Genomic DNA, 21,317 nt, shown 5'->3' with positions numbered 1-21,317 from the left:
TGTGCATCGCATAATTCCCTATCACTACTTTCTATAATTATCCAGTAGTGACCGCGTAGCGTACCCGTAGGTTGGAATAATTACACATAATATATAAATTCTGTTAGGAATCGTGTCGAAAAATATTTTTTTGACACCCCAACAACGGCTCAAACCGTTGATAAATCAATATTTATAGAGGGAGGAACAATGATTGCATCTGTTGGTCGTGGATGATGATGAAGCGATTTTGCAATTAGTTTCCATCTATTTAGAACAGGCTGGATATCATGTGGAAAGAGCAAGCAATGCCGAGGCAGCGCTTGCTCTTTTACAAAAACAGCAATTTGATTTACTCATTATTGATGTGATGATGCCTGGAATGGATGGTTTTCAATTAGCAAAAATAGTTAGCAAACAATATGAAATACCTATGATCATGTTAACTGCAAAAGGACAAATTGAAGATAAGCAGAAAGGCTTTGAGCAAGGGATTGATGACTATATGGTCAAGCCATTTGAGACAAAGGAGTTGCTATTCCGTGTGAATGCCATATTACGACGCTATCGAAAATCGATCCAATCACAATGTATGGTTGGAAACGTTAAGCTTGATATACATTCATGGGACTTAACGATTATGAACAAGCAGTATATTTGGCCATTGCGGGAATTAGAAATTCTAGCCTATCTTTTACAACGAACAGACAACAATGTCAACCGGTGGGATTTAATTGATGAAATTTGGGGAGAAAGCTTAGATCAACCTGAATTCACACTGAATACTCATATTAACCGTATACGTGAACGATTAAAGAGAGCAGGAGCGAACATAGAAATTGTGACAATACGGGGATTCGGCTACAAATTAGAGGTAAAAGAATGAAATTACTGCAACGTTATATTTTTTATACGTTTATTATTATTTGTATAAGTGTTTTTATTGGTTTTATTTGTTCTAATGTATTGTACGTTGCCTTTGTGAAGGAACAAATGAATAATCGCTATTTAGTGATTGTTGAAGAATTAGCTGAACAAATGGAAGAAAATGAACTTACTCTTGAGGTGTCTTCGGATTTTCTCCAAACAATGAGCCATTTAGGTTATCAATTGGCATTAGTTAAGGAAAACGGAGAAATGATTACGTTTGGAGAACCTTTCAAAAAAATAGAATTAAATGATCAAATGAATGCCTTATTTAATGGAGAAAATGTGTATCAAGGTGTTAAATCCTTTAAAAAAACATATTTAATGATGACTCATTTTGCCAATGATATTCAAAATACGGTAGGAACAACTCTTGAATTGGAGGGTGAAAAACGGGCGTTATTTTTGCGTTCAAATAATACAAGCTTTTTCACAGAATTTCATCTTGTAATTTTTGGATTTATATTGGCTGTATTTATTAGTAGTATCCTAGGGATATTGCTCATGTCTCGAAGATTAACCAAATCACTTTTGGAATTGACGAGTGCGACAAAGGAAATTGCTAATCAAAATTATGAGTATCCTTTAATGGTTAATCGGAAAGACGAAATCGGAGAGCTTGCTGATAGTTTTCGGAAAATGCAACAGAGGTTAGCACATACAGACAAAGCAAGAAAAAAGTTCATAAATAATGTCTCTCATGATTTTCAATCACCATTGTTAAATATTCAAGGATATTCAGAACTTCTAGACCAGGAGCTTTCATCAAGTGAGGGGAAAAAGTATAACGGGATTATTCAAACAGAGGCTAAACGTTTGTCTAATCTAACAAAACAATTGCTCATTCTTACTTCCATTGATCAAGGAACATATCCCATTAATAAGAAATTAGTAAGGATAGATGAGCAGCTCCATCAAGTTGTACATTCGATGCTATGGAGAATAGAAGAGAAAGGGCTTGAAATTAAGATAGATTCTCAACCTGTCACGTTATATGCTGATCAGTCATTATTGATGAATGCATGGGAAAATTTAATTGGAAATGCGATTAAGTACAATAAAGAGTATGGAGAAATAAGTATTCAATGTGTTGAAGAGAATTCGCAAGTGATTGTGAGGATCCATGATACGGGTATCGGAATAGAGAGACACGAATTAGATAAAATATTTGACCGATTTTATCGAGTGGATAAAGCTCGAAATAAAGAAGGAACGGGATTAGGATTATCAATTGTTCAAGAAGTACTGTCATACCATGATGCTTCTATTGAAATTACAAGTAATGTAAATGAAGGGACAACCGTTACGATTATTTTTTCAAAGAGTTAATAGAAGACAGACTCATCTCTGTAATCCTTTAGATGAAAATGCTTAATAAGAAATCCTATTATTTCATATGCTATAATAATGCACATAAAAGGGTATTATTTGAGAAATGGACTGAGCGCTTATCATCTATGGAACAGGAAGAGTTAGCTAATGATAGAGACTGAATTAATGCATCGTCGAAATGTGATGTTATTCGTATTAGTAAGTATATTCTATTTAATACAAGTTACGGTTAATGTTTTCGTTGGTGAGACCGGAAGAGTGATTGCAATGGTTACTCATTATTTTTCATTGGGGATGATCCCGTTACTGTTGATTTATATAAGAGTAAATCCGCGGATTACCATGTATGTAATGGTTAGCTGTATATACCTTTTTTTCTATTCCCTACTTAAAGATAATCCGCATTTAGTAAATTTTTTATTTATGTGGCTTGCCCTTCCGTTAAGTGCCATTTATCAAAGCTATCGCTTGGTAATGGTCGGAGGGACTGCTTCGCTTATTCTTACACTATATGCTTTTTTTTTCCATCGAGATGCGATTTTTACGAATGTCGAAACAGAGGATTTGACCTACTTTGTTATGTTCGGTATCTTTATAACAATCTTTTTATTAACTTTTATTTACAAAATAAGAGAGGCAAACGACAAGCTCCAGCAATTAGCGTATAGGGACCCATTAACGGGAGCCGGAAATCGATTATTACTAAAGGAAAAGTTTGCATTATTACAAAAGAAAAAAGCCCAATCCATGGCAATATTATTTATTGATATGAACGGTTTTAAAAAAGTAAATGATACCTATGGACATGAAGTAGGGGATCAATTATTGGAGAAACTCGTATCTAGGCTAAATGATGTGTTAAATGATATAGATTTACTTTGCCGCTTAGGTGGAGATGAATTTGTGATTTTAGCATCCAATATTGATAGGTCAAATGTAGAAGGGATAATGGAACGTGCTCGAGCTGCGCTGGAGAAGCCGATCCTCATAAATCAGCGAACTGTAAACGTGTCTGGAAGTATTGGCAGTTCTTACACAAAAGAAGTGGCACATGCAGATTTAGAAACGATGATTAAAGAGGCAGATCAGGCGATGTATAAAGTCAAGGGCGGAAAATAAAAACAAGCTGATAGAAGAATCTATCGGCTTGTTTGTTCATTGTTAAACAAATGTAATACCACTTGATTTGTTAAATTTGGTACGATTTCTAATGAGTACGTCATTTCCATTCTTTCGAGCTTCTTGTGAGCATCTAAGCCATATGGGCCGATGTTAATAACAGGTACATTGATATCCCTGATATCTTGAAACTCTACATAGTGTTTTGTAGCCCAACCAGGGTTGTTTTTCGATACAGCATTAATGCCGTCTTCATCATCACTAAGTGCCATAAAACTCATATCAGAGATATATGGAAAAAAGTTCCGTGTAACAATCGGATGTTGATAGTGTGGCTGTATTTTTGCAACTGCCTCATCAAGAGAGTTAATTAAGTTGAGTTCATCAGTCGTTTTCCCTGTCATTTCTATTCTTGGTGAGTAGAGAGAAGAGTAAAATAGGATAATTGCTGGATTCTTATCCTTCATCCATTTCCAAGCTTCTTCCACAACTCTTGCCGCGAACATGCGCGTATCCAATTCCGTGTTTTTCAAGAGATTTTGTTTAAATTGATTCATATGTGTAACAAATGAATCACCATTTTCTTCAACTAATAATTGTTCCATTTCCTCAAACGTAAATACTCTTGGTTTCCAAGGATGCTGAACATATTTTTCGCCACTCATGTCACAGTAGTTGTGATATCTTTCTTCAAAGGCTGAAAGGGCATTGGTAAAAGCAATATTGGCTTGTTCCTTTAGCTTAGTCAGAACATCCCTTGGTGACCAGGAATGAATAAAGAAATTATAGTAAACATAGGCAGATAATGCTGTCTGAACGGTATAGGATGGTTTTAGATCCGTTTGTTTTAATGACACTGGTGGAACTGTTGTTTCCCCGAACGCTTCATTGCATAGCTCAGGATTATAGTTAATTTGTCTTGTTAATTCAGCAGCAATAAAGTTTGGGTCCAATCCTTCAAATGCGGATCCAACATGTGTTTCTGCTCCGGTTATGAAGAATGACGGCAGCAGCTTTCCAACGGTTCCTTTATAGATATAACGATTTTCATCACCATCATAGCGAGGAGAAACAAAGTCGGAATTGATGGCTGCTATATAGTCAAAATCATGTTCCTGTTTCCAATTTTTTAAGGTTTTTAATGCGGAAAGAACCCCGTGTGAGCCGTCTTCTTCATCACATTCTCCTAGGAACACAATATTGCCATCAAGCTCATCAAGATGCTCAGAATAATATTTTAAGAGATAAAGATGGCTAGCAACTCCGCTTTTCATGTCAAGAACACCACGGCCAAATAACCAATCGCCAGAATCTAATTGTGCTTTGGCTGATAGCGGTAGTGTTTCTTTTTTTAACGCTTCCATCAATTCATCGGGAGAACAAGCATAGTCTTTTAATTGATTGAAATCATCAATTCCAACCGTGTCTAAATGTCCCATTAGAATCACCGTTCGATTGCTGTTTCCTTTTTTACCTTTAACAAATGCCATCACATTATAACGTTCAAGATCGTCACTGACGGTCTGTTCCAAAGCTACATGGGAAGGATTGTCTAAGAAGTATGGGAAAGACGAAATGATTTGAAATAATGACTGGGCGATAACCTTTTCGCCAGCGGTATTTACAATACTTTCAATGTGTACAAGCTGTTTTGTTAATGAGAGGATATCGTCACGACATTGCAACATATGCATGCTCCTTTTTAAGTAATTCGTTATTTTACCAAAATGTACATCATGAACTAAATCTCGTCAAGCCAAATGGATGGACAAAAAACCTATTAGAAAATTTATTGTTGCAATTGTAAAATTATTTTTCTATAATGATAATTATATAAAAATAATATTAAATCCTCATCTTTAGCATTAGATGGGGTAGAGGTCGCGATTTATAAGAGTATCCTATTTGAGATTTAGTGAAATCTATGAAAATAGGAAAAAGGATAAATCGCCGAAGTTTCTAAAATCACTGTTTTTAGAAGCTGGGGCTGTCTCCAAATAGGGGCAGAACTGTCACAATTCAACTGGATTGTGGAGAACTATCGTATTAATGCTATCGATGAGGGTGTAAAAGGCACTGTCATATCTATTGGCGGTGTCTTTTTTTTTTGAAAACAAGGGGGAAAAAGAATGAAGAAGTTTGTTATTTTAATCGTGGCAGCAATGGTAATGATCCTGTCTGCCTGTGGGACAGAGCAAAGTAATGGAACAGAAGATGGAGCTACGGAGCTTGTTAAAGATGGTGCTTTGACATTTTCGATGACAGGACAATATCCACCATTGAACTTTTCAAAGGATGGTCAATTAACTGGATTTGATGTTGAAATTGGGACAGAAATTGCTAAGAGAATGGGGCTTGAAGCAAACCCAGTTACAAACCCATGGGAAACGATTATTCAAGGATTGAAGGCAAAGAAATATGACGCAATCATCGGAAGTATGACAGCCACTCCAGAACGTGATAAGCAAGTTGACTTCACAAATCCGTACTATCTGTCAGGGGCACAAATTTTTGTAGCTGAGGACAATACCGATATTACATCAAAAGAAGATTTAAAAGGGAAAACCATTGGCGTTATCCAAGCTAGCACATGGAAGGATATGGCTGAAGAGTTATCTGATAAGGTCAAAGGTTATCCAGTGGACGTAAATGCACTTCAAGACCTAGCATTAGGGCGTGTAGATGCCGTTATTACAGATAAAATTGTTGGTGTAAGTGCGATGAACGAAAAGGATTTGAACATCAAGCCAATCGGTGATTTATTGAACGAGGACCGTGTGAGTGTAGCTGTTGCTGAAGGCAATACAGAACTTGCTGATGCCATTAATGAAGCAATTCAATCGATGGTAGACGATGGTACATATGAGGAAATTAGTATGAAATGGTTTAATACAAACATTATGGAAAAGTAAGTGATACAAAACAAAAAGAGCGAGGATGTCTTATTGAGGCATCCCCGCTATGTAAAGAAGGGGGCAGTGCGTCATGGTTTTTTTGGAAAATATTCTAGGTATCTTTAATGAGCATGGATTATCCTTTTTAAAAGCTTCTTGGATCACCATCTCGATAACGGCTATTTCTCTACTATTTGCGATGATGATCGGTATTATTTTTGCAGGTTTCAAAATTTCCTCTAGCAAAATCCTTCATCGTATTGCGGACATTTATATTGGAATCGTTCGCGGCACACCTCTTATTGTTCAAATCATGTTCCTATATTATGGACTAGCAAACATTGTGAATTTGGATAGTTTTACTGCGGGGGCACTTGCATTGGGGATTCATACCGGAGCCTATATTGCCGAGATTTTCAGGGGTGCTGTTCAATCTATTGACCGGGGACAAATGGAGGCAGCTAGGTCACTAGGAATGTCTTATTCCCTAGCTATGCGGAGAATTATTTTTCCACAGGCTTTCAAGAGGTCGATTCCTTCACTTGCCAATCAGTTTATTATCGGTTTAAAGGATTCTTCTCTTGTCGCTTATATTGCTGTAACAGACCTGTATAACACAGCTCTTTCCGTACAGGGAGAAAACTATATGCCGTTTGAGACATATTTTGTGGTAGGAATCTATTATTTAATTATTGTTCTTATTTTCACGACCATTGCTAACCGCATTGAGAAGAGAATGGATGTCAGCAAACCGAAGGAGGTACGTGTGGCATGATTGAAGTGAATAATCTATCAAAATCTTTTGGTCAGCTTGAAGTATTGAAGAATATTAATTTATCGATAAGTGAACAAGAAGTCGTTGTGTTGATCGGGGCAAGCGGCTCGGGAAAGAGTACTCTGCTTCGCTGCCTAAACTTCTTAGAGGTACCAGAGAACGGTGACATCGTGATTGATGCAGAAAAAGTAAATCCTGTTAAGACAAATTTAAATAAAATAAGAGAAAAAGTCGGGATGGTTTTTCAGCATTTCAACCTTTTTCCGCATAAAACGGTACTAGAGAACATTATTGAGGCTCCTATGTTTGTTAGAAAAGAAACAAAGGAGGCAGCCAGTGAAAAAGCGATTAGTCTTTTAAAAAAGGTGGGCCTTGCGGATAAGGCGAATTTCTATCCAGACCAGTTATCAGGAGGACAAAAGCAGCGGGTGGCCATTGCAAGAGCCTTGGCTATGGAACCAAAGGTCATGCTTTTTGATGAGCCGACTTCAGCTTTGGATCCTGAGCTCGTTGGGGAAGTTCTCCAGGTAATGAAGGACCTCGCCCGTGAAGGGATGACGATGGTTATTGTCACCCATGAAATGGGATTTGCGAAAGAAGTAGCAGATCGGGTGATTATGCTAGCGGACGGATATATTATAGAAGAAGGCCATCCTAGTGAGATCTTTGCCCAACCAAAACACGAACGAACACAAAGGTTTTTGAATCAAATATTATAATTGTAGGAAATCTACCTTCAAGCTGTTTTGGAAGGTAGATTTTTTTATTAAAAAGGGAACAAAATTTAAAATGGTGAAGAAGGTGTTTGTCTTGAAGTCGCCGAAATCTTAAGGTTGTAGGTAATCCCTTAGGATTTCTATTTTATATTCGTCATTACATCAAATGAAAATAAGTATATTTCCAATAGGATCTCTGTGGATGAGTATTTGAGAGTAATAATAGAAAGATTTCTCGAATTTGGAGCCTATATCATGAAGAACAATTTTGCTTTTCGGAGGAAAGCTCCTATTCACCTTTCTTTCAAAATGATAAAACTCTAAAAAAATGAAAACATAAAATGATCGAGAGGTGATACAGCTTGAGTCAAGGTGGTTATATAAACATTGGGATTGTATTTAGCAATGAACAAGAATATGTTCGTGTATTTGAGTCCATTGTGGAGTTTGTTGTGAAAAAAGGAAGTCATTTCTCACATGTGAAATACAGTAAAGATATAGATGGTACTATTTGGATTGAACAACAGATTAAAAACAATGTCATTGAAATGGAATGTTTGTCTGGTTATTATATTGGGTTCACATTAAGTGGTGAATTTCTAAATCTGAATTTTAGTAAGATAGGCTTGGTAATTACCAAAGAAACAGGCTATTTTGGTTTTTTATTAGAAATCAACTGGAGTGACGTCTCCTCAGATAACTTAATAACTACTCAGCGGAATATTGAAAATCAGCTAATAGATTTGTATAAAGCCCTTTCATACGAATATGCATTTGTAGGTCATGAAATTGAGATTGAAATACACCCAGCTGATTATGAAGCTTTCATAGTAAATAATGAGTCTTATCCGGTTGGAATCATAGGAAGAGATAAATGTGTAGATATTTATTATGGTACTAGTGGGATTGATGGGTTAACGGTTCAAGAGCAAGGAAAGAAAACGATTCATGTGTAACTGCTATGTGAAAAAAGAGGGGGAATTAGGGATGGCATGGGAATGATGCGTGAGAACCGTCCCTAATTAGCTTTTTTTAGCTTCATAATTGAAAATCCATAAATCGTAAAAGTAATAAGCATTAATGCAATCATAAAATCTCGATAGGTGGTAAAGGAAATTTCTTGAATAAACCGGTGAAATAGTTCGATAAATAACAGGCCTATAGGGAACACAGCGATAGAATTTTTTGCGGATTTTAATGTTACTTGTTTTCCATGATCACTTTTAGATTCTGGACTCAATTTGAATTTGATCATTCCATAGAATGCAATTAAGAATAATAGGGCTATAATGATGACAAATATAAACATGCGTACAACCTCCTTTTGGTTTTAGCTTTGTTAAGTTAATGTTTATGTTTATTCGCTACAATGTATATTTTCTGCGTCACAACGCAGCTTATAAAAATCTTGAACTAATGTTTTTTCTACTGAAATAGTTTCTTTCATTTTTCGTAAAGTTCTTTTCCCTACACGCCGGTCCAACATACACAATATTTTTATTAACATATCATTTGACTTTAGGGATATTTCAATTGGTGAATTAAAATATTCTTTCAACGCAGAAAAGAAATCATATTGTGCATAAATTCCTTCCAATAGTAGTTGTTCTTGCGCTTGATCCTGGATTGCTCGATTATGAAAAACATGATCATAATTAAAATCGTCTAATTGAATTCGTATATCTCTTTCTCTAAAATATTCCTCTCTTTCGGCAGTAATTGTACACATACTTACCATTTCTACTTTATCAACAGTTATGACAGCTCTACCTAACTGATCGTGTGCTTTTCGGTAATTAATCACTTGAAAATCCACTCTTGAATGCAAAGATTCACATACAAAACTCATTAAATGTTTCTTTGCTTTACTCCATTTTGGATGATATAACAATAAACTTCCTCCCTTTCAACACGCACCGTTCGTTGAGTAAAAACAAAAATCAATTGATACAAAATCAGCCGTTATTTAACTAAAATTGAGCTTGTTTTCATAGGACGTTCTTCAATGGTTTGTAACACCCAGTAGCCGTAAATCATGAGATTCAAGGTAATGGTTAGGATAATCCATAGTGAAGTAGGGTCAGTCCCAATAAGATCTATGAAAGTCCATAAGCATAGCAAATATAATGCGATTCTAAGAAGATTTAATCCTGGAGATTCTTGAGAAAGTAGGAGTATTTTCCAGGAAGATACGTGGCTTGGATATTTTTTAATCGAAATGCGGTATAGGAAAAGGTAGAAAATAAAATTAAACATAAATAATAGCATTGGAGCCATAAACATGGCGATTCCAACTACTGAAACATTGTCTACCTCAGGATTCGTTTCTAGGACCACTAGCATTGTTTCGTACAGTTTATAAAGGGCAAAGCAGGTAAAGGAGGAGATGACTAAGCTTAATAGGTATAAAGTAAATTTATTATGGGTACTCAAAATAGATTCCTCCTTCTTAAGAATCTGGTTGATTTAACAATAAATGGTAGATTGATATAAGTCAATATTAAAAGAGACGGTTCTTGCATCATTTTTGGATGTATGAGAACCGTCCCTGATTAGCTGTTTTGTCCCGGAGTAATCGGTGTGTGCTTCAATGCTTTTCCTAAGCCATATTGAGGCATATTTACATAAATGGATTCATAGTTTCCTTTGCTGATTTGATATGTTTCATGATAAATACCGACTGCGTCGTTGTTACCTACCTTTTGATTAAACTTTTTCCAGGCGGTCAGATGCTTTTCTTGTTTAGCATAAGCGATGAGGTCATCGGTTGATCGCCAATATTGGATCATCGCTGTAGTTTTGAGGCCGAAATAGCTTTCCATCGATAAAAAACCTAAGTTCTCTCTATGTATGAATAGCTCCTTAATCATTCCAGGCATGGCTAGAAATACGGGTAACCATTTGTGAATGGCAAGTCGTTTGTTAATTCGCATGCCAATAATGAACACGACAATATCCTCCGATTGGTCAGTTGTATATCTTCCAGGATAAATTTCATTAGTCATCATAGAACCACCTTCCTACCTCATTTTTTCAAGAGCAGACCCGCACCATTCGATTGCGGCCTTGGTTGTTCTTTTTCCATAATCTAAAGTCAATAACCAATAGAGTGAATCTTCCTCATTATCATTATGTTGATGTTTGAGAATGGCCTGTTCAATCGAGAGATATGTTTGGTAACGATTCTCAAGTTCATGTTTGTAGTTCTCAAGCAAGGATTCTTTATGTTCCTGTGCTTGATAACGTCCGAAAAATAGTTTAAGTAATATTTCATTGCGCTCTGTGGGTACTTGGGCAATCGGTTGCTCCAGCCAATTTTTTAGGACTTCAATTCCTTTTGAAGTTAGGTAGTATTCATTTCGATTTCGATCGAGCTTACCTTGACTTGTTGAAGTACGTACTTCTGCTAATTCCTCTTGCACAAGTAATTTCAGAATGGGATAAATCTGTCCATAGCTAATTTTCCAAAAGTGATTTAAGCTCTGATCAATAAATTGTTTAATCGCGTAACCAGATTTACATTCTGTCGTTAAAATCCCTAGAATGGCATAAGTTGTATCGTTATAATGTTTCAATGTATCACCACCTATCTAAAAGATATATATCATTTAGATATATGATAAAGGATAAAAATTGTAATCGCAAGTTTATTTTCTGAATGTTTAAAAAGAAAAGGACACTAAATTTAGTGTCCTTAAGGGCCGGTTGGTGCATCGTAAATGATGCACAAGAACCGTCCCGAGTTATTCCAAGTTGGCGTGATTGCCATACATTTTGTTAGTGTCTAGTCCTTTTTTGTGCATAAATCTTAGGATTAGTGCATCGTAAAAAAGGAGTAGGGTTTGCTCAAAAAGGGAGCCCATTGGTTGAATCGTTTGATAAGTTGAATCCGTTTGGTCCTTTGAAGCACCCGGTAATTTAACAGTGAAATCTGCAAGGCGTCCGATCGTTGAATCTGGAGATAGTGTTACTACCGCTATTTTTCCACCGATTGCCTTTGCCTTTTCAGCAATGGAAACTAAGCCTTTTGTTTCTCCAGAGCCTGAACCAATAATCAAAATATCATCCTTTTCGAAGGTAGGAGTGACGGTTTCTCCTATTACATAGGCGTCAATTCCCATATGCATCATTCGCATCGCAAATGATTTGGCCATAAAACCTGATCTCCCAGAGCCGGCAACAAATACCTTCTTGGACTCAAGGATACTAGTCATAAGCATTTCGGCTTCTTCATCAGAGATTAAGCCTACTGATTGCTGGAGTTCCTCTATGATTTGAGATAGGAATTGGGAAGTCTGCATCTTATTGACCTTGCTTCACCATTTGTTGCATTTGAGCTGCTGCTGCCTTCTTATCTTCTTTGCTAGTAATTCCTCCACCAACGATAATTAGGTCTGGTTGAACCTTGATTACTTCTGGTAAAGTCTCTAGCTTAATGCCACCAGCGATGGCTGTTTTTGCATTTTTCACGACACTTTTAATCGTTTGAAGGTCTTCAAATGAGTTCTTTCCAACGGCTTGAAGGTCGTAACCAGTGTGAACACAAATATAGTCCACTCCAAATTCGTCAACTTGCTTCGCACGCTCAGCAAGGTCTTTCACAGCGATCATGTCAACAAGGATCTTTTTCCCTTGTTTCTTTGCTTCTTCAACAGCACCTTTAATTGACATATCTTCAGCTGCTCCAAGGATAGTAACAATATCAGCACCTGCTTCAGAAGCCTTCATTACTTCGTATCCAGCTGCGTCCATAATTTTTAAATCTGCTAACACTTTTAGGTTAGGAAATGCTGCTTTTACTTCTTTAACAGCACGAAGTCCTTCATTTATAACAACAGGAGTTCCGATTTCTACGATATCAATATGTTCTTCTACCTCTTTAACCAACTCAATGGCTTCTGGGATATTAACTAAGTCTAAAGCTAATTGTAATTCCATTTCCTTCACTCCTCATCATTTTTAGTGCACTACTTCATGGTCCCCATAAATTCAGGTTATTTTACGTGGAAACTAATTACCAGCATAATCACGAAGACTAAATGTACAATTGTAAGTGTAACGTGTATGTATTTTTAGATAAAGTACGCACTTTATTTTTACATAGTGATACAAAGCATACATAGTGTTAAAAAGTATACTATGTGCTATAGTAGTGATTATCAAAAAATAGCCGAGATGAAATAGGAGAGGGATTATGTCACGTACAAGAGAAAAAGAGTTCAATTGTGAAAAGGAACTAACGTTAGCTGTCATTGGTGGTAAGTGGAAAATGTTGATTCTTTGGTATTTGGGGAAAGAGGGAACGAAGCGTTTTGGTGAGTTAAAAGCATTGATCCCTGGTATTACGCAAAGAATGCTTGTCAATCAACTGAGAGAGCTAGAGGAGGACCTTATCGTCAAGAGAGAGGTGTATCCAGTTGTTCCCCCGAAGGTTGAGTACTCACTTACCGCACAAGGAGAGACTTTGATGCCTATTTTGGAGTCAATGTATGAATGGGGTAAAGATTATATGGAAAATGTGCTTGATAGTGATGTGGATTTGACCTCAGAATCTATTAAATAAAAAAGGGGTAGTTGTCTTATTGGATGAGGGAATCATCTCCCGAGCTGCTGATTGGCTAAATAGAAGGAGAATTTTCGCTTATTTGATTATTTTTATGAAAAAAGGCATAAATAGAGGAAGAAATTCCGCCTATTGACCCAAAAAGCATGGAAATAGGCGGTTTTTCTTCGAATAGCAGGAAAACCTTCCCTTATTTGCCCCGGAATAATCACCTTTTTGCAAATAACCGAAAAATCTTCGCTTATTTATCACAGAACATGGCCTCATCCTGCAAATAACCGAAAAACCTTCCCTTATTTAAGACCAAACCAGGCCCTCGCTTAACTTCCAGTAACTAATGGACAATCAGGATCACTGGCCCATTCGTTCATTGAACCGTCATAGACGGCTACGTTCTTTTGCCCAAGCATATTGAGTAGAAGGGCATTCCATGTGGCAGCAATACCACCACCGCAGTAAGTGATTACTTTTTTAGTAGGGTCTAATGCTCCTACTTTGTCAAAGGTTTCTCGTAATGTGGATTCATCATATACTTTTCTCGTATTCGGGTCGGCATGATTTCCAAAGAAGACATTGACGCTGCTAGGGATATGGCCTTTTCTAGGATAAGTATTAGTTTCACCACGGAAATCTGCTGGAGACAAGCTATTGATTAGAATGATGTCTTCATTATTCATTGCTTTCTTTACGTCTTCTTTTGTCGCCAATAGCTCTGGGCGGCGCTTACCAGAGAATGTTGCTGGTGGATAATGACCTGGTTCTGTAGTTGTAGGGCGTCCTTCCTCTTTCCATTTTTGAAAGCCACCTTCAAGGACGGACACATCGTCAAACCCCTCATAACGGAGCTGCCATGCTAATCGTGAAGCCCATTGGGCAGCGACGACTGGATTTCCAACCAATGCCCCTTGATCATAAATGACAACATATGTACCATCTCCAATCCCAAGCTCCTCCATTTTGTTAACGAATTGCTCCCGTGGGGGAACAGTCATGGGAATGGGCGAGTTAGGATCTGATAATTCATTCATTAAATCTGCATAAACTGCCCCAGGGATATGACCTTCGTTATAGGAATCTTTCCCAGACCACATACCAACCTCTTCGCCTTCCTTATCTGGGATCTTCAAAAAGGTTGATGCATCTATAATCCTTAAAGCTTGATCTTCTAATCGTTCTGATAACCATTCGGTCGTTACAATTAAAGGATGTTTACTCATGTTCTTCCTCCACTTCATTGAATCAAAGACTATCAATGATTAAGCTTTCCATTTATTTGGAAAGTTATGAGGCACCTTGGAATTTTATAAAAAAAGGCGGTTCTACACTTTCTAAAAAAGAAAAGTGAGAACCGCCCCCAGTTAGGCAATGAAGGGGAGTTTGATGATAAACTCCGTTCCTTCTCCTATTGTACTTTTGACATCAATTTGACCATTGTGGTTATCGATAATCCGATAGCACATCATCAGGCCCAAACCATTACCAGTTTCTTTGGTTGTAAAGAAAGGTTTTCCTAGATTTTGAAGTTGTTCCTCAGGAATACCACTCCCATTATCAGAAATATGTAGGACAAAATAATTTCCGTCGATTTTGCCATGTAAGAGTATTTTGCCTTGGTCATTAATTGCTTCGATAGCATTCTTAACAAGATTTAATATCACTTGCTTCAAATGGGTTTCATCCCCATTGACATAGGTAGCGTGAGGAAGAGATTTAAAGATTTTAACGTTTTGTTTAAACGCTTCAGTATCGAGCAGCATTGTCACATTTTCAATGATTTCAATCATGTTGACATGTTTGAAATTTGTTTCAGATGGCTTTGCTAGCATCATTAACTCTTTAGATACTCGTTCAATTTGTGTAATTTCATTTTTCATTATTTCAAGGTAGGTTTCCTTATTGCCGATGCCTGCTATAAGTAAGTCAACAAACCCTTTAAGAGTAGTTAACGGATTTTTTATATCATGTGCGATTCCTGCTGCAAGTTGAGCAACTGCTGATAATTTCTCATGCTGCAAAAAAAGTTCTTCAGCCTTTTCTTGCTCAGTAATGTCTCGGAAAATTGCATGAACATAGTGTTCGCCACGATAAATATCCGGACATAAGACAACTTGTACTCTTCTCGGGTTGCCGCTAGTAGAGGTGGTAGAGAAAACGTTGCCCTTTAAGGTTTTCATTTTCTGTAATGAAAGGTCCACCAGGTTAATAAAATCGGCTTTGTCTTCTGGACTTAGCACCTGTTGAATATTCTCACCAATCCAATGATCATGCTGTAAACCCCATAACTCACAGAATGCTGGATTTACATATACAATCTTGTGTTTTTTTAAAACAGCGATAGAATCTAATGAGTTATCAGCAAGGCAAAAAAATCCTTGATTGTCATGAATATCATAATTACTTAAATCAGAAAGGCTAGATGGATGCATATCTTTCCCCTTTTTCTCTTTGATAGGAATATATCAAGTTCATGGTCGTTCTATCGGGAAAAACCGTTATTTACTATTTTAATATTTCGTTGAATTAATTCTTTCTCAAGCATTTCTATGAAATCTTCATCAAGCTTTAATTCAATTGCACTATAATATGCTTGGATCAATTCCTCATTTGACATTTTCAAAACAACTTGGACCCCTTTACCACTAGTTATCTGTAATTATTATAAAGGAAAAAATTCCCAAAATTCAATAAAAATAATAGATGTTGTTTAGTTGAGAGACGAAATGGCTTTTACTAAAGCAGCTTCATAGAACTCTTCTATTTCAACTGGTAATTTTCCTTTTATTTTGTCTCGAATTCTTTCAAAGTTATCTGTAATATGCTCAGTTTTCATCCCTCGACTTGTTAATAGATGATTGAGCCAATGTGCATAATCTACAAATATCTTAGGATCTTTCAAAACATAGGCGGTTTCTAAATTCTTAAAATGATGCCCATTATCCTCTTTGCACTTTACCTTTCCTATCTCACCAAATCGGTCCAATAATTCGGGATAGGTTAGATAGATATCTTTTACAACTTCTTCAATAATCGCTTCAATCTGTGCTTTGCTCATGTCGCAACCACCTCAAATTGGTCAACCTTAGGAATAATTGAGGCTAAATCCTGGTCTGGATATTTCTTTTCTAGGGCATGAATCACTTTGAAACTCTCACTTCGTACCCATGCTAAGTAGTGCTCTTTCTTTGCCCAGGTTAATTGTACGGTAATTGAGGTTAATCGTTTACTATTTTGTAATAATTTAAAATCAAGAAACCCCTCTGATTGATCAACGAGTCTAGATCGATTTTGATAAATAGCAATTACTTCATCAATTTTATTTTCATTCGGTAGTTCAAAGGTAGAGTGGACGATAAACACTATTTTGTGGCTCCTTTCAATTTACACATTTAGCGGGAGGATCACTGTAATTATTGCTCCCTCTTGTGGTGTACTGCTGACTTCGATTTTCCCACCATGAATTTCAACAATATGTGCTGAAACGGACAGTCCTATGCCTGCTCTTTTGTCCTTCGTGGTGAAAAATGGGGTGAAGATATTTTTAACCGTTTCCTTATTCATTCCTATACCATTATCCTGAAATGATACTTCAATAGAGTGATTCACAATGTTTGTCTTTATTTGAATGTGGCCACTTTCACGACTTGGATGATCCTCAATGGCCTCCATACTATTTCGTAGTAGATTTAGAAAGACTTGTTTTATTTGCTTTGTGTCCATGTTAATAACGGGAAGGATATGTTCTTTATTATATTTTATTTCACAATTTAGGTTATGGGCTTCTTTCTCAGTTGATTGAATGACTTCAGTGATAACCTTGTGAATATTATTTTGCTCTTTCATGGGTGAACTAGGCATTGTAGTACTCAAATATTGAAAAATTAAATGGTTTGCTTGATTTATTTCATCTAAGGCTACATTGACATAGTGTTCTTTTCCAATATCTATTAAATGAGGTTTTAACAATTGAAGGAAACCTTTAATGGATATAAGAGGTCTTCTTAACTCTTCTGCAATTCCAGTTACAAGTTTACCAAGATTGGCTAAAGAGTCATGCTCGGTAACAATTTGTTCCATTTTCTTGAGGGATCTTTCCAGTTCTTCTTTCTTTTCGAGAAGGGAAAGATTTTCATCACTAAGCTGTTTTTCAAGTTTCGAGAGAAAGGATTGGATTTGTTCCACGTAGTTCTGCTTTTCAATGCAGAAAACATTTAATCTCTTATCTTGGTCCCACTGAATATAGACATCATATAAAGAAATAGGCTGGTGTTTAGTAAGAAGGTTTATTTCCAGTTTCGTTTTATGAATAACAGGGTTCATGAATCGTTTCACTTTATTTTTACTTCCATAGTCGACTAAATCCAAAAAGTTAGTGACTCGAGGAAAGTGATTATTGACTTCCTCTGAAACACTTAAAATATTAAATTCTTCATCCATTAAGAAATAAGGGAATGGTATGGCCTCGATTGAGTGCTTAACTAGTGACATATTGATTACTACATAGCCTATATTTCAGCAACCATTCTTTTAAATCATTTATTTCTTCTATTACTACAGGTTTATTCGAACAATATTGCTCTAATGAATACAAGGTTGTAATCCTCCCTCCGACAATAATTTCTGGCTGATAATCTAGTAAGTCTAGTTGCTGGAGTAATTGAACTAGATTAGGAAGGTTATAGACAATAGAGGCAGAGATACAAATAACATCTGGCTGCCATTGATTTGCATAAATGAAGGCTTCATTGTTTGGGAGGTTCGCTCCTAAAAAACGTGTGTCCCAGTTCAATTCTTTGAACAAATTGTTCACCATTTTTATGCCTAAGCTATGCTCTTCTCCCTCAACACAAAACAACATAGCTTTCCCGCTATTAGGGAATTGCTCGCTTTTATTTTCAAATATCAATTTCGAAACTAGGAAGCTACAAACGTTAGAAGCAATATGCTCATCAGCAACTGTGATTTCATTCTCTTCCCAAAGCTCTCCGATATATCTCATGGCTCCTGTTAAAAGAACCTCATAAATACTCGTAAGATCATTTCCTTTGGCTTGATATTCAGATAGTAAATTCCATGAATTTATTTCATCTCCCTGAAGAAGAAAATGTGCTAACTTCCTAACTATTAATTTGTCTTGCATCTATTACTCACCTACTATACTTAAGTTCGAAGATAAATAAAACAAGTTTCTCAATTACTAAAATCCAACTGAATATAAACCATGTGACGTTATTAATAATAACTTATTTTCTTTATAGTATTCAATGAAAACGGTTATAAGGTCCTATTGCAACTCAGAGAGCTATTAGAGAAGCATCCTTGTTTTTGTGGAATTATTTTGGAGGATGTTGGAACAATATGTTTATATTTACCAAATTTATTCAAAGGATGATTCCTATGATCCTCGCGATTCTAGCATTGCTGGCGTGGATAATGCTGATTATATTTACTATGGTTCCGAAAGGGTTAAAGCTTATTGAACTAATTTTTATGTATTTTCTGATTGGGATATTTACGATTACCCAGTTTACGATTCTGGATGTTAATTTACAGTGGGTGCCGTTGACTCGAAGTGTAGAAGGGTCATTTGCGATGTATTTATGCCGTTTTATTTTAATTCCTTTTCAAGTGCTCTTGGCAGTATGTATTCTTCATTCTGAATTAAAAGCGAAGTGGCGTTGGCTCTTATCAGCAATCATCGTCGCATTCTTATGTTTGGAGGACAGGCTATATTTGTGGGCGGATCTCATCACGTATGAAAAATGGAATGAATTCTATGCTGCTGTTATGTATGTCATCTTTATTGTCCTCATGTGGTGGATTGCACGGTGGTTTAGTAGCCTAGGAAAAGGAGAATTCAAAAAAACATGCAGGTAGTTCGTTTTGATCATCAATTTAATGCTAATGAATGGTTTATTGTCATTTCTCTTATCGTTGGAGTTCTTGTCGTATTATTTCTGCCAAAACGTTTTTCAATACAGACGACATGTGTATTTCTCTTGTGTGGCGTGTTTTTCGGCTTCTTTTTCGACCACACATTAAGTGTCTTACCAGTCAGTTACTATGTAATAAATGATAGTACGCTTTTTGAAATTATGGATTTTTTCTCACATATCATGTATGGCCCTTTTTGCTATCTTTTCTTCTATCTTTATGACTTATTTGACATAAAGCCAAGGTTTTTGATGCTGTGGATTTTGGTGTGGGCTTTGTTGAGCGTTGGAATTGAGTTTGTGAGTCATAAGATTGGAGTCTTTCATTATCAGCATGGCTATAAAATTTATTATTCATTTGGGATTTATCTGTTGGTTATAAGCGGATGGGTGATTTTTTACAGAATCATTATGAAATATGGAGAGAAAGAATATTAGGGCGGTTCTTTTGCTTCTTTTTTAAGAGCACACAAGAACCGTCTTTTATTTATGGTACTATAGAGGTATGTTAAAAATATCCCGTAGGACTTATGTTGTGATTTCATAATCTGAGAGATGGAGCATAATTGGGTAGAAAGGATTGGTTCCGAGAATGAAGGTATTGATTATTGATGATGAAAAAGCAATGCATCTCGTCATGAGTAAAATGCTAGGGAAAATACCAGATTTGGAGATTGTCGGGATGTTTCAAGATTCTTTACGTGCTTTTTCATATATAGAAACTCATTCAGTTGATTTAGTATTTGTCGATATTAGTATGCCAAAAGAAAATGGCTTAGACTTTGCCAAACGAATGGCGGAAAGTGATCGTGATCTTCCAATTATTTTTGTTACATCTCATAAGGATTATGCCATGGATGCTTTCGATGTCTATGCATTAGACTATATTGTGAAGCCTGTTTCATTTGAAAGACTAGAAAAGTCAGTGAATCGAGCTAGGGCTATTCATCATTATGATTACTCGGACAAGAAAGAGGACACATTTTTTATTTATTGTTTTGGTGGAATAGAGGTTCGTTCTTCTATGGGACCTGTGAAATGGATTTCAAGAAAAAGTGAAGAAGTGTTTGCCTATTTGGTTATGCATCATGGGAGAATGGTTTCAAGAGAGAGAATTATAGAAGATATTTTTCCAGAAATGCCGAGAAAGAATGCAGTTACTTATTTGAACACGGTTATCTATCAAATAAGAAAATCATTAGATCCTCATGGATTAAAAGCGATTGTACATTCGAATAAAGACCATTATGGTTTAGATTTGGAGAATGCAACGATTGACTTTGTGGAATTAGAAAACAAGCTGTTAACTCTTGATGAAACAAGTCCTGAATATATGGAAGAAGCATTAAGGATAGAGGAAGTTTATATCGGTCCATTGTTTGGTGAGAGAGCTTTTCTATGGTCATTTAGTGATATTGAACGATTTCATCGATTACACGGTACATTCGTGAAGAAATTAGTGCCGGAGCTGTTAAAGAACAAGGAGCATAACACGGCGATTAGTCTCCTCAAAAAAATATGGAGTTATAATGAATTAGATGAAGAAGTAGTAGAGCTTCTCCTACATTCGTACGCTTCTAAAATGGATAGAGTTGCTTTTATCGAGCTGTTTGAGCAGTATACAGGAATGATGAAAATTGAATTGGGGACCAGTCCATCAAAGGAGTTAGTGGGCTATTACTCGGAGCAATTACGTGAATTGAATAGGAAATAAACATCAAAAGTGGGGCTAATGACCCTTCTTTTTTTATTTTTATAGTCCTTTTGTCATTATTCTTTCATTGGTGAATTTTATAATGTTACTAACATGAATATATAATAAAAGGAGGAATAGAAATGCCACTTGTTAGTTTAAAGAGAGTATGGACACCACTAGCTTTGGTAGGAATCCAACTATTAAAAGATAATGAGGGTTATTATTACATACGAAAAAAGGGGACTAGGCTTAAAAAACTCACTTGATCCTGGGGTTACTACAGGATAAATTATTAGAATAATCAGTATCATTGTTTGTCCAACTTCTGATTATCCTCTTTGAGTCTATTAGTTTTACCCCGTTATCTCTTCAATGACAAGTATGCT

General features: G+C 36.2%; 26 protein-coding genes and 1 riboswitch. Of the genes, 11 read left to right on the top strand and 15 right to left on the bottom strand.

The genetic code is table 11. The annotated features are described in order from the left end of the window. The first annotated feature begins 193 nt into the window (after window positions 1–193). The 3 genes from F7888_RS14665 to F7888_RS14655 all read left to right on the top strand — a co-directional run bounded on the left by F7888_RS14665 (window position 194) and on the right by F7888_RS14655 (window position 3,357). A complete protein-coding gene (locus F7888_RS14665) occupies window positions 194–865 on the top strand; it encodes a response regulator transcription factor (RefSeq protein ID WP_191780655.1) in 672 nt (223 codons plus the stop codon). After that, window positions 862–2,235 (top strand): sensor histidine kinase, encoded by a 1,374-nt coding sequence (locus tag F7888_RS14660; RefSeq protein WP_191780652.1) that lies wholly within the window; start codon window positions 862–864, stop codon window positions 2,233–2,235. The genes F7888_RS14665 and F7888_RS14660 overlap by 4 nt, the downstream gene beginning before the upstream one ends. A 150-nt stretch (window positions 2,236–2,385) precedes the next feature. Then, a complete protein-coding gene (locus F7888_RS14655) occupies window positions 2,386–3,357 on the top strand; it encodes a GGDEF domain-containing protein (RefSeq protein WP_191780649.1) in 972 nt (323 codons plus the stop codon). A gap of 20 nt (window positions 3,358–3,377) precedes the next feature. Here F7888_RS14655 and F7888_RS14650 read toward each other — a convergent pair whose 3' ends face one another. Further along, window positions 3,378–5,045 (bottom strand): M20/M25/M40 family metallo-hydrolase, encoded by a 1,668-nt coding sequence (locus F7888_RS14650; protein WP_191780636.1) that lies wholly within the window; start codon window positions 5,043–5,045, stop codon window positions 3,378–3,380. Between the two features lie 179 nt (window positions 5,046–5,224). Further along, window positions 5,225–5,406: riboswitch (Lysine riboswitch) on the top strand. Window positions 5,407–5,486: 80 nt separating this feature from the next. Between F7888_RS14650 and F7888_RS14645 the strand changes: the two genes are divergently transcribed. From F7888_RS14645 to F7888_RS14630, 4 genes are all read left to right on the top strand, one after another. Further along, the gene (locus F7888_RS14645; RefSeq protein ID WP_191780633.1) at window positions 5,487–6,269 is read left to right on the top strand and encodes an ABC transporter substrate-binding protein; all 783 of its coding nucleotides are present in this window, start codon (window positions 5,487–5,489) and stop codon (window positions 6,267–6,269) included. Between the two features lie 73 nt (window positions 6,270–6,342). Continuing rightward, complete coding sequence (locus tag F7888_RS14640) at window positions 6,343–7,026, top strand: amino acid ABC transporter permease (RefSeq protein WP_191780631.1); 684 nt, start codon at window positions 6,343–6,345, stop codon at window positions 7,024–7,026. Continuing rightward, a complete protein-coding gene (locus F7888_RS14635; RefSeq protein ID WP_191780629.1) occupies window positions 7,023–7,745 on the top strand; it encodes an amino acid ABC transporter ATP-binding protein in 723 nt (240 codons plus the stop codon). Before F7888_RS14640 ends, F7888_RS14635 begins: the two co-directional genes overlap by 4 nt. A gap of 359 nt (window positions 7,746–8,104) precedes the next feature. After that, window positions 8,105–8,698, top strand: coding sequence for an Imm64 family immunity protein (locus F7888_RS14630; protein WP_191780627.1), 594 nt, complete (start codon window positions 8,105–8,107; stop codon window positions 8,696–8,698). A gap of 62 nt (window positions 8,699–8,760) precedes the next feature. Here the strand turns inward: F7888_RS14630 and F7888_RS14625 are convergent, their stop codons facing one another. The 7 genes from F7888_RS14625 to hxlA form a co-directional block, all read right to left on the bottom strand. Beyond that, entirely contained in the window at window positions 8,761–9,051 is a 291-nt protein-coding gene (locus F7888_RS14625; protein WP_191780625.1) for a hypothetical protein, read from the bottom strand. A 48-nt stretch (window positions 9,052–9,099) separates the two neighbouring features. Continuing rightward, window positions 9,100–9,633, bottom strand: a complete 534-nt coding sequence (locus F7888_RS14620; RefSeq protein ID WP_191780623.1) for an SF0329 family protein — start codon at window positions 9,631–9,633, stop codon at window positions 9,100–9,102. 71 nt (window positions 9,634–9,704) lie between these two features. Then, window positions 9,705–10,175, bottom strand: coding sequence for a hypothetical protein (locus F7888_RS14615; protein WP_191780621.1), 471 nt, complete (start codon window positions 10,173–10,175; stop codon window positions 9,705–9,707). 119 nt (window positions 10,176–10,294) lie between these two features. After that, window positions 10,295–10,747: a DUF4188 domain-containing protein gene (locus tag F7888_RS14610; protein ID WP_191780619.1), complete on the bottom strand. Its 453-nt coding sequence runs from the start codon at window positions 10,745–10,747 to the stop codon at window positions 10,295–10,297. 15 nt (window positions 10,748–10,762) lie between these two features. Further along, window positions 10,763–11,317, bottom strand: a complete 555-nt coding sequence (locus F7888_RS14605) for a PadR family transcriptional regulator (RefSeq protein WP_191780617.1) — start codon at window positions 11,315–11,317, stop codon at window positions 10,763–10,765. A 168-nt stretch (window positions 11,318–11,485) separates the two neighbouring features. Further along, window positions 11,486–12,043: a 6-phospho-3-hexuloisomerase gene (hxlB, locus tag F7888_RS14600; protein ID WP_191780615.1), complete on the bottom strand. Its 558-nt coding sequence runs from the start codon at window positions 12,041–12,043 to the stop codon at window positions 11,486–11,488. Between the two features lies 1 nt (window position 12,044). Then, window positions 12,045–12,680, bottom strand: coding sequence for a 3-hexulose-6-phosphate synthase (gene hxlA, locus F7888_RS14595; protein WP_191780613.1), 636 nt, complete (start codon window positions 12,678–12,680; stop codon window positions 12,045–12,047). A gap of 256 nt (window positions 12,681–12,936) precedes the next feature. Between hxlA and F7888_RS14590 the strand changes: the two genes are divergently transcribed. Further along, complete coding sequence (locus F7888_RS14590; RefSeq protein WP_191780611.1) at window positions 12,937–13,305, top strand: winged helix-turn-helix transcriptional regulator; 369 nt, start codon at window positions 12,937–12,939, stop codon at window positions 13,303–13,305. A 320-nt stretch (window positions 13,306–13,625) separates the two neighbouring features. On the opposite strand, the gene F7888_RS14585 is transcribed toward F7888_RS14590, so the two are convergent. From F7888_RS14585 to F7888_RS14555, 7 genes are all read right to left on the bottom strand, one after another. Beyond that, a complete protein-coding gene (locus tag F7888_RS14585) occupies window positions 13,626–14,522 on the bottom strand; it encodes a sulfurtransferase (protein WP_191780609.1) in 897 nt (298 codons plus the stop codon). Between the two features lie 141 nt (window positions 14,523–14,663). Then, entirely contained in the window at window positions 14,664–15,731 is a 1,068-nt protein-coding gene (locus tag F7888_RS14580; RefSeq protein WP_191780607.1) for an ATP-binding protein, read from the bottom strand. 50 nt (window positions 15,732–15,781) lie between these two features. After that, a complete protein-coding gene (gene sda / locus F7888_RS14575) occupies window positions 15,782–15,916 on the bottom strand; it encodes a sporulation histidine kinase inhibitor Sda (protein WP_191780672.1) in 135 nt (44 codons plus the stop codon). A 93-nt stretch (window positions 15,917–16,009) separates the two neighbouring features. Then, a complete protein-coding gene (locus F7888_RS14570) occupies window positions 16,010–16,357 on the bottom strand; it encodes a hypothetical protein (RefSeq protein ID WP_191780605.1) in 348 nt (115 codons plus the stop codon). Continuing rightward, complete coding sequence (locus tag F7888_RS14565) at window positions 16,354–16,662, bottom strand: antibiotic biosynthesis monooxygenase family protein (RefSeq protein ID WP_191780603.1); 309 nt, start codon at window positions 16,660–16,662, stop codon at window positions 16,354–16,356. The genes F7888_RS14570 and F7888_RS14565 overlap by 4 nt, the downstream gene beginning before the upstream one ends. A 21-nt stretch (window positions 16,663–16,683) precedes the next feature. Beyond that, window positions 16,684–17,790: a two-component system sensor histidine kinase NtrB gene (locus F7888_RS14560; protein WP_191780601.1), complete on the bottom strand. Its 1,107-nt coding sequence runs from the start codon at window positions 17,788–17,790 to the stop codon at window positions 16,684–16,686. Next, the gene (locus F7888_RS14555) at window positions 17,777–18,442 is read right to left on the bottom strand and encodes a cobalamin B12-binding domain-containing protein (RefSeq protein ID WP_191780599.1); all 666 of its coding nucleotides are present in this window, start codon (window positions 18,440–18,442) and stop codon (window positions 17,777–17,779) included. The genes F7888_RS14560 and F7888_RS14555 overlap by 14 nt, the downstream gene beginning before the upstream one ends. 257 nt (window positions 18,443–18,699) lie before the next feature. Here F7888_RS14555 and F7888_RS14550 point away from each other — a divergent pair, with 257 nt between their 5' ends. From F7888_RS14550 to F7888_RS14540, 3 genes are all read left to right on the top strand, one after another. Then, window positions 18,700–19,179, top strand: coding sequence for a hypothetical protein (locus F7888_RS14550; protein ID WP_191780597.1), 480 nt, complete (start codon window positions 18,700–18,702; stop codon window positions 19,177–19,179). Next, window positions 19,170–19,673: a hypothetical protein gene (locus F7888_RS14545; RefSeq protein WP_191780595.1), complete on the top strand. Its 504-nt coding sequence runs from the start codon at window positions 19,170–19,172 to the stop codon at window positions 19,671–19,673. The genes F7888_RS14550 and F7888_RS14545 overlap by 10 nt, the downstream gene beginning before the upstream one ends. Window positions 19,674–19,827: 154 nt before the next feature. Next, window positions 19,828–20,949 (top strand): response regulator, encoded by a 1,122-nt coding sequence (locus F7888_RS14540; RefSeq protein ID WP_191780593.1) that lies wholly within the window; start codon window positions 19,828–19,830, stop codon window positions 20,947–20,949. Window positions 20,950–21,317: the final 368 nt, after the last annotated feature.

It is taken from the genome of Litchfieldia stipae, from assembly GCF_014837155.1.
Taxonomy (GTDB): domain Bacteria; phylum Bacillota; class Bacilli; order Bacillales; family Bacillaceae_L; genus Litchfieldia.
Note: the sequence above shows the minus strand (reverse complement) of the source record. Positions and strands in the feature narration are given on the sequence as shown.

Coding starts and splice junctions, on each gene's coding strand:
- F7888_RS14660 (WP_191780652.1), top strand. CDS start 862: ATGAAATTACTGCAACGTTATATTTTTTATACGTTTATTATTATTTGT.
- F7888_RS14655 (WP_191780649.1), top strand. CDS start 2,386: ATGATAGAGACTGAATTAATGCATCGTCGAAATGTGATGTTATTCGTA.
- F7888_RS14650 (WP_191780636.1), bottom strand. CDS start 5,045: ATGTTGCAATGTCGTGACGATATCCTCTCATTAACAAAACAGCTTGTA.
- F7888_RS14645 (WP_191780633.1), top strand. CDS start 5,487: ATGAAGAAGTTTGTTATTTTAATCGTGGCAGCAATGGTAATGATCCTG.
- F7888_RS14640 (WP_191780631.1), top strand. CDS start 6,343: ATGGTTTTTTTGGAAAATATTCTAGGTATCTTTAATGAGCATGGATTA.
- F7888_RS14635 (WP_191780629.1), top strand. CDS start 7,023: ATGATTGAAGTGAATAATCTATCAAAATCTTTTGGTCAGCTTGAAGTA.
- F7888_RS14625 (WP_191780625.1), bottom strand. CDS start 9,051: ATGTTTATATTTGTCATCATTATAGCCCTATTATTCTTAATTGCATTC.
- F7888_RS14610 (WP_191780619.1), bottom strand. CDS start 10,747: ATGACTAATGAAATTTATCCTGGAAGATATACAACTGACCAATCGGAG.
- hxlB (WP_191780615.1), bottom strand. CDS start 12,043: ATGCAGACTTCCCAATTCCTATCTCAAATCATAGAGGAACTCCAGCAA.
- hxlA (WP_191780613.1), bottom strand. CDS start 12,680: ATGGAATTACAATTAGCTTTAGACTTAGTTAATATCCCAGAAGCCATT.
- F7888_RS14590 (WP_191780611.1), top strand. CDS start 12,937: ATGTCACGTACAAGAGAAAAAGAGTTCAATTGTGAAAAGGAACTAACG.
- F7888_RS14585 (WP_191780609.1), bottom strand. CDS start 14,522: ATGAGTAAACATCCTTTAATTGTAACGACCGAATGGTTATCAGAACGA.
- F7888_RS14580 (WP_191780607.1), bottom strand. CDS start 15,731: ATGCATCCATCTAGCCTTTCTGATTTAAGTAATTATGATATTCATGAC.
- sda (WP_191780672.1), bottom strand. CDS start 15,916: ATGTCAAATGAGGAATTGATCCAAGCATATTATAGTGCAATTGAATTA.
- F7888_RS14570 (WP_191780605.1), bottom strand. CDS start 16,357: ATGAGCAAAGCACAGATTGAAGCGATTATTGAAGAAGTTGTAAAAGAT.
- F7888_RS14560 (WP_191780601.1), bottom strand. CDS start 17,790: ATGTCACTAGTTAAGCACTCAATCGAGGCCATACCATTCCCTTATTTC.
- F7888_RS14555 (WP_191780599.1), bottom strand. CDS start 18,442: ATGCAAGACAAATTAATAGTTAGGAAGTTAGCACATTTTCTTCTTCAG.
- F7888_RS14550 (WP_191780597.1), top strand. CDS start 18,700: ATGATCCTCGCGATTCTAGCATTGCTGGCGTGGATAATGCTGATTATA.
- F7888_RS14545 (WP_191780595.1), top strand. CDS start 19,170: ATGCAGGTAGTTCGTTTTGATCATCAATTTAATGCTAATGAATGGTTT.
- F7888_RS14540 (WP_191780593.1), top strand. CDS start 19,828: ATGAAGGTATTGATTATTGATGATGAAAAAGCAATGCATCTCGTCATG.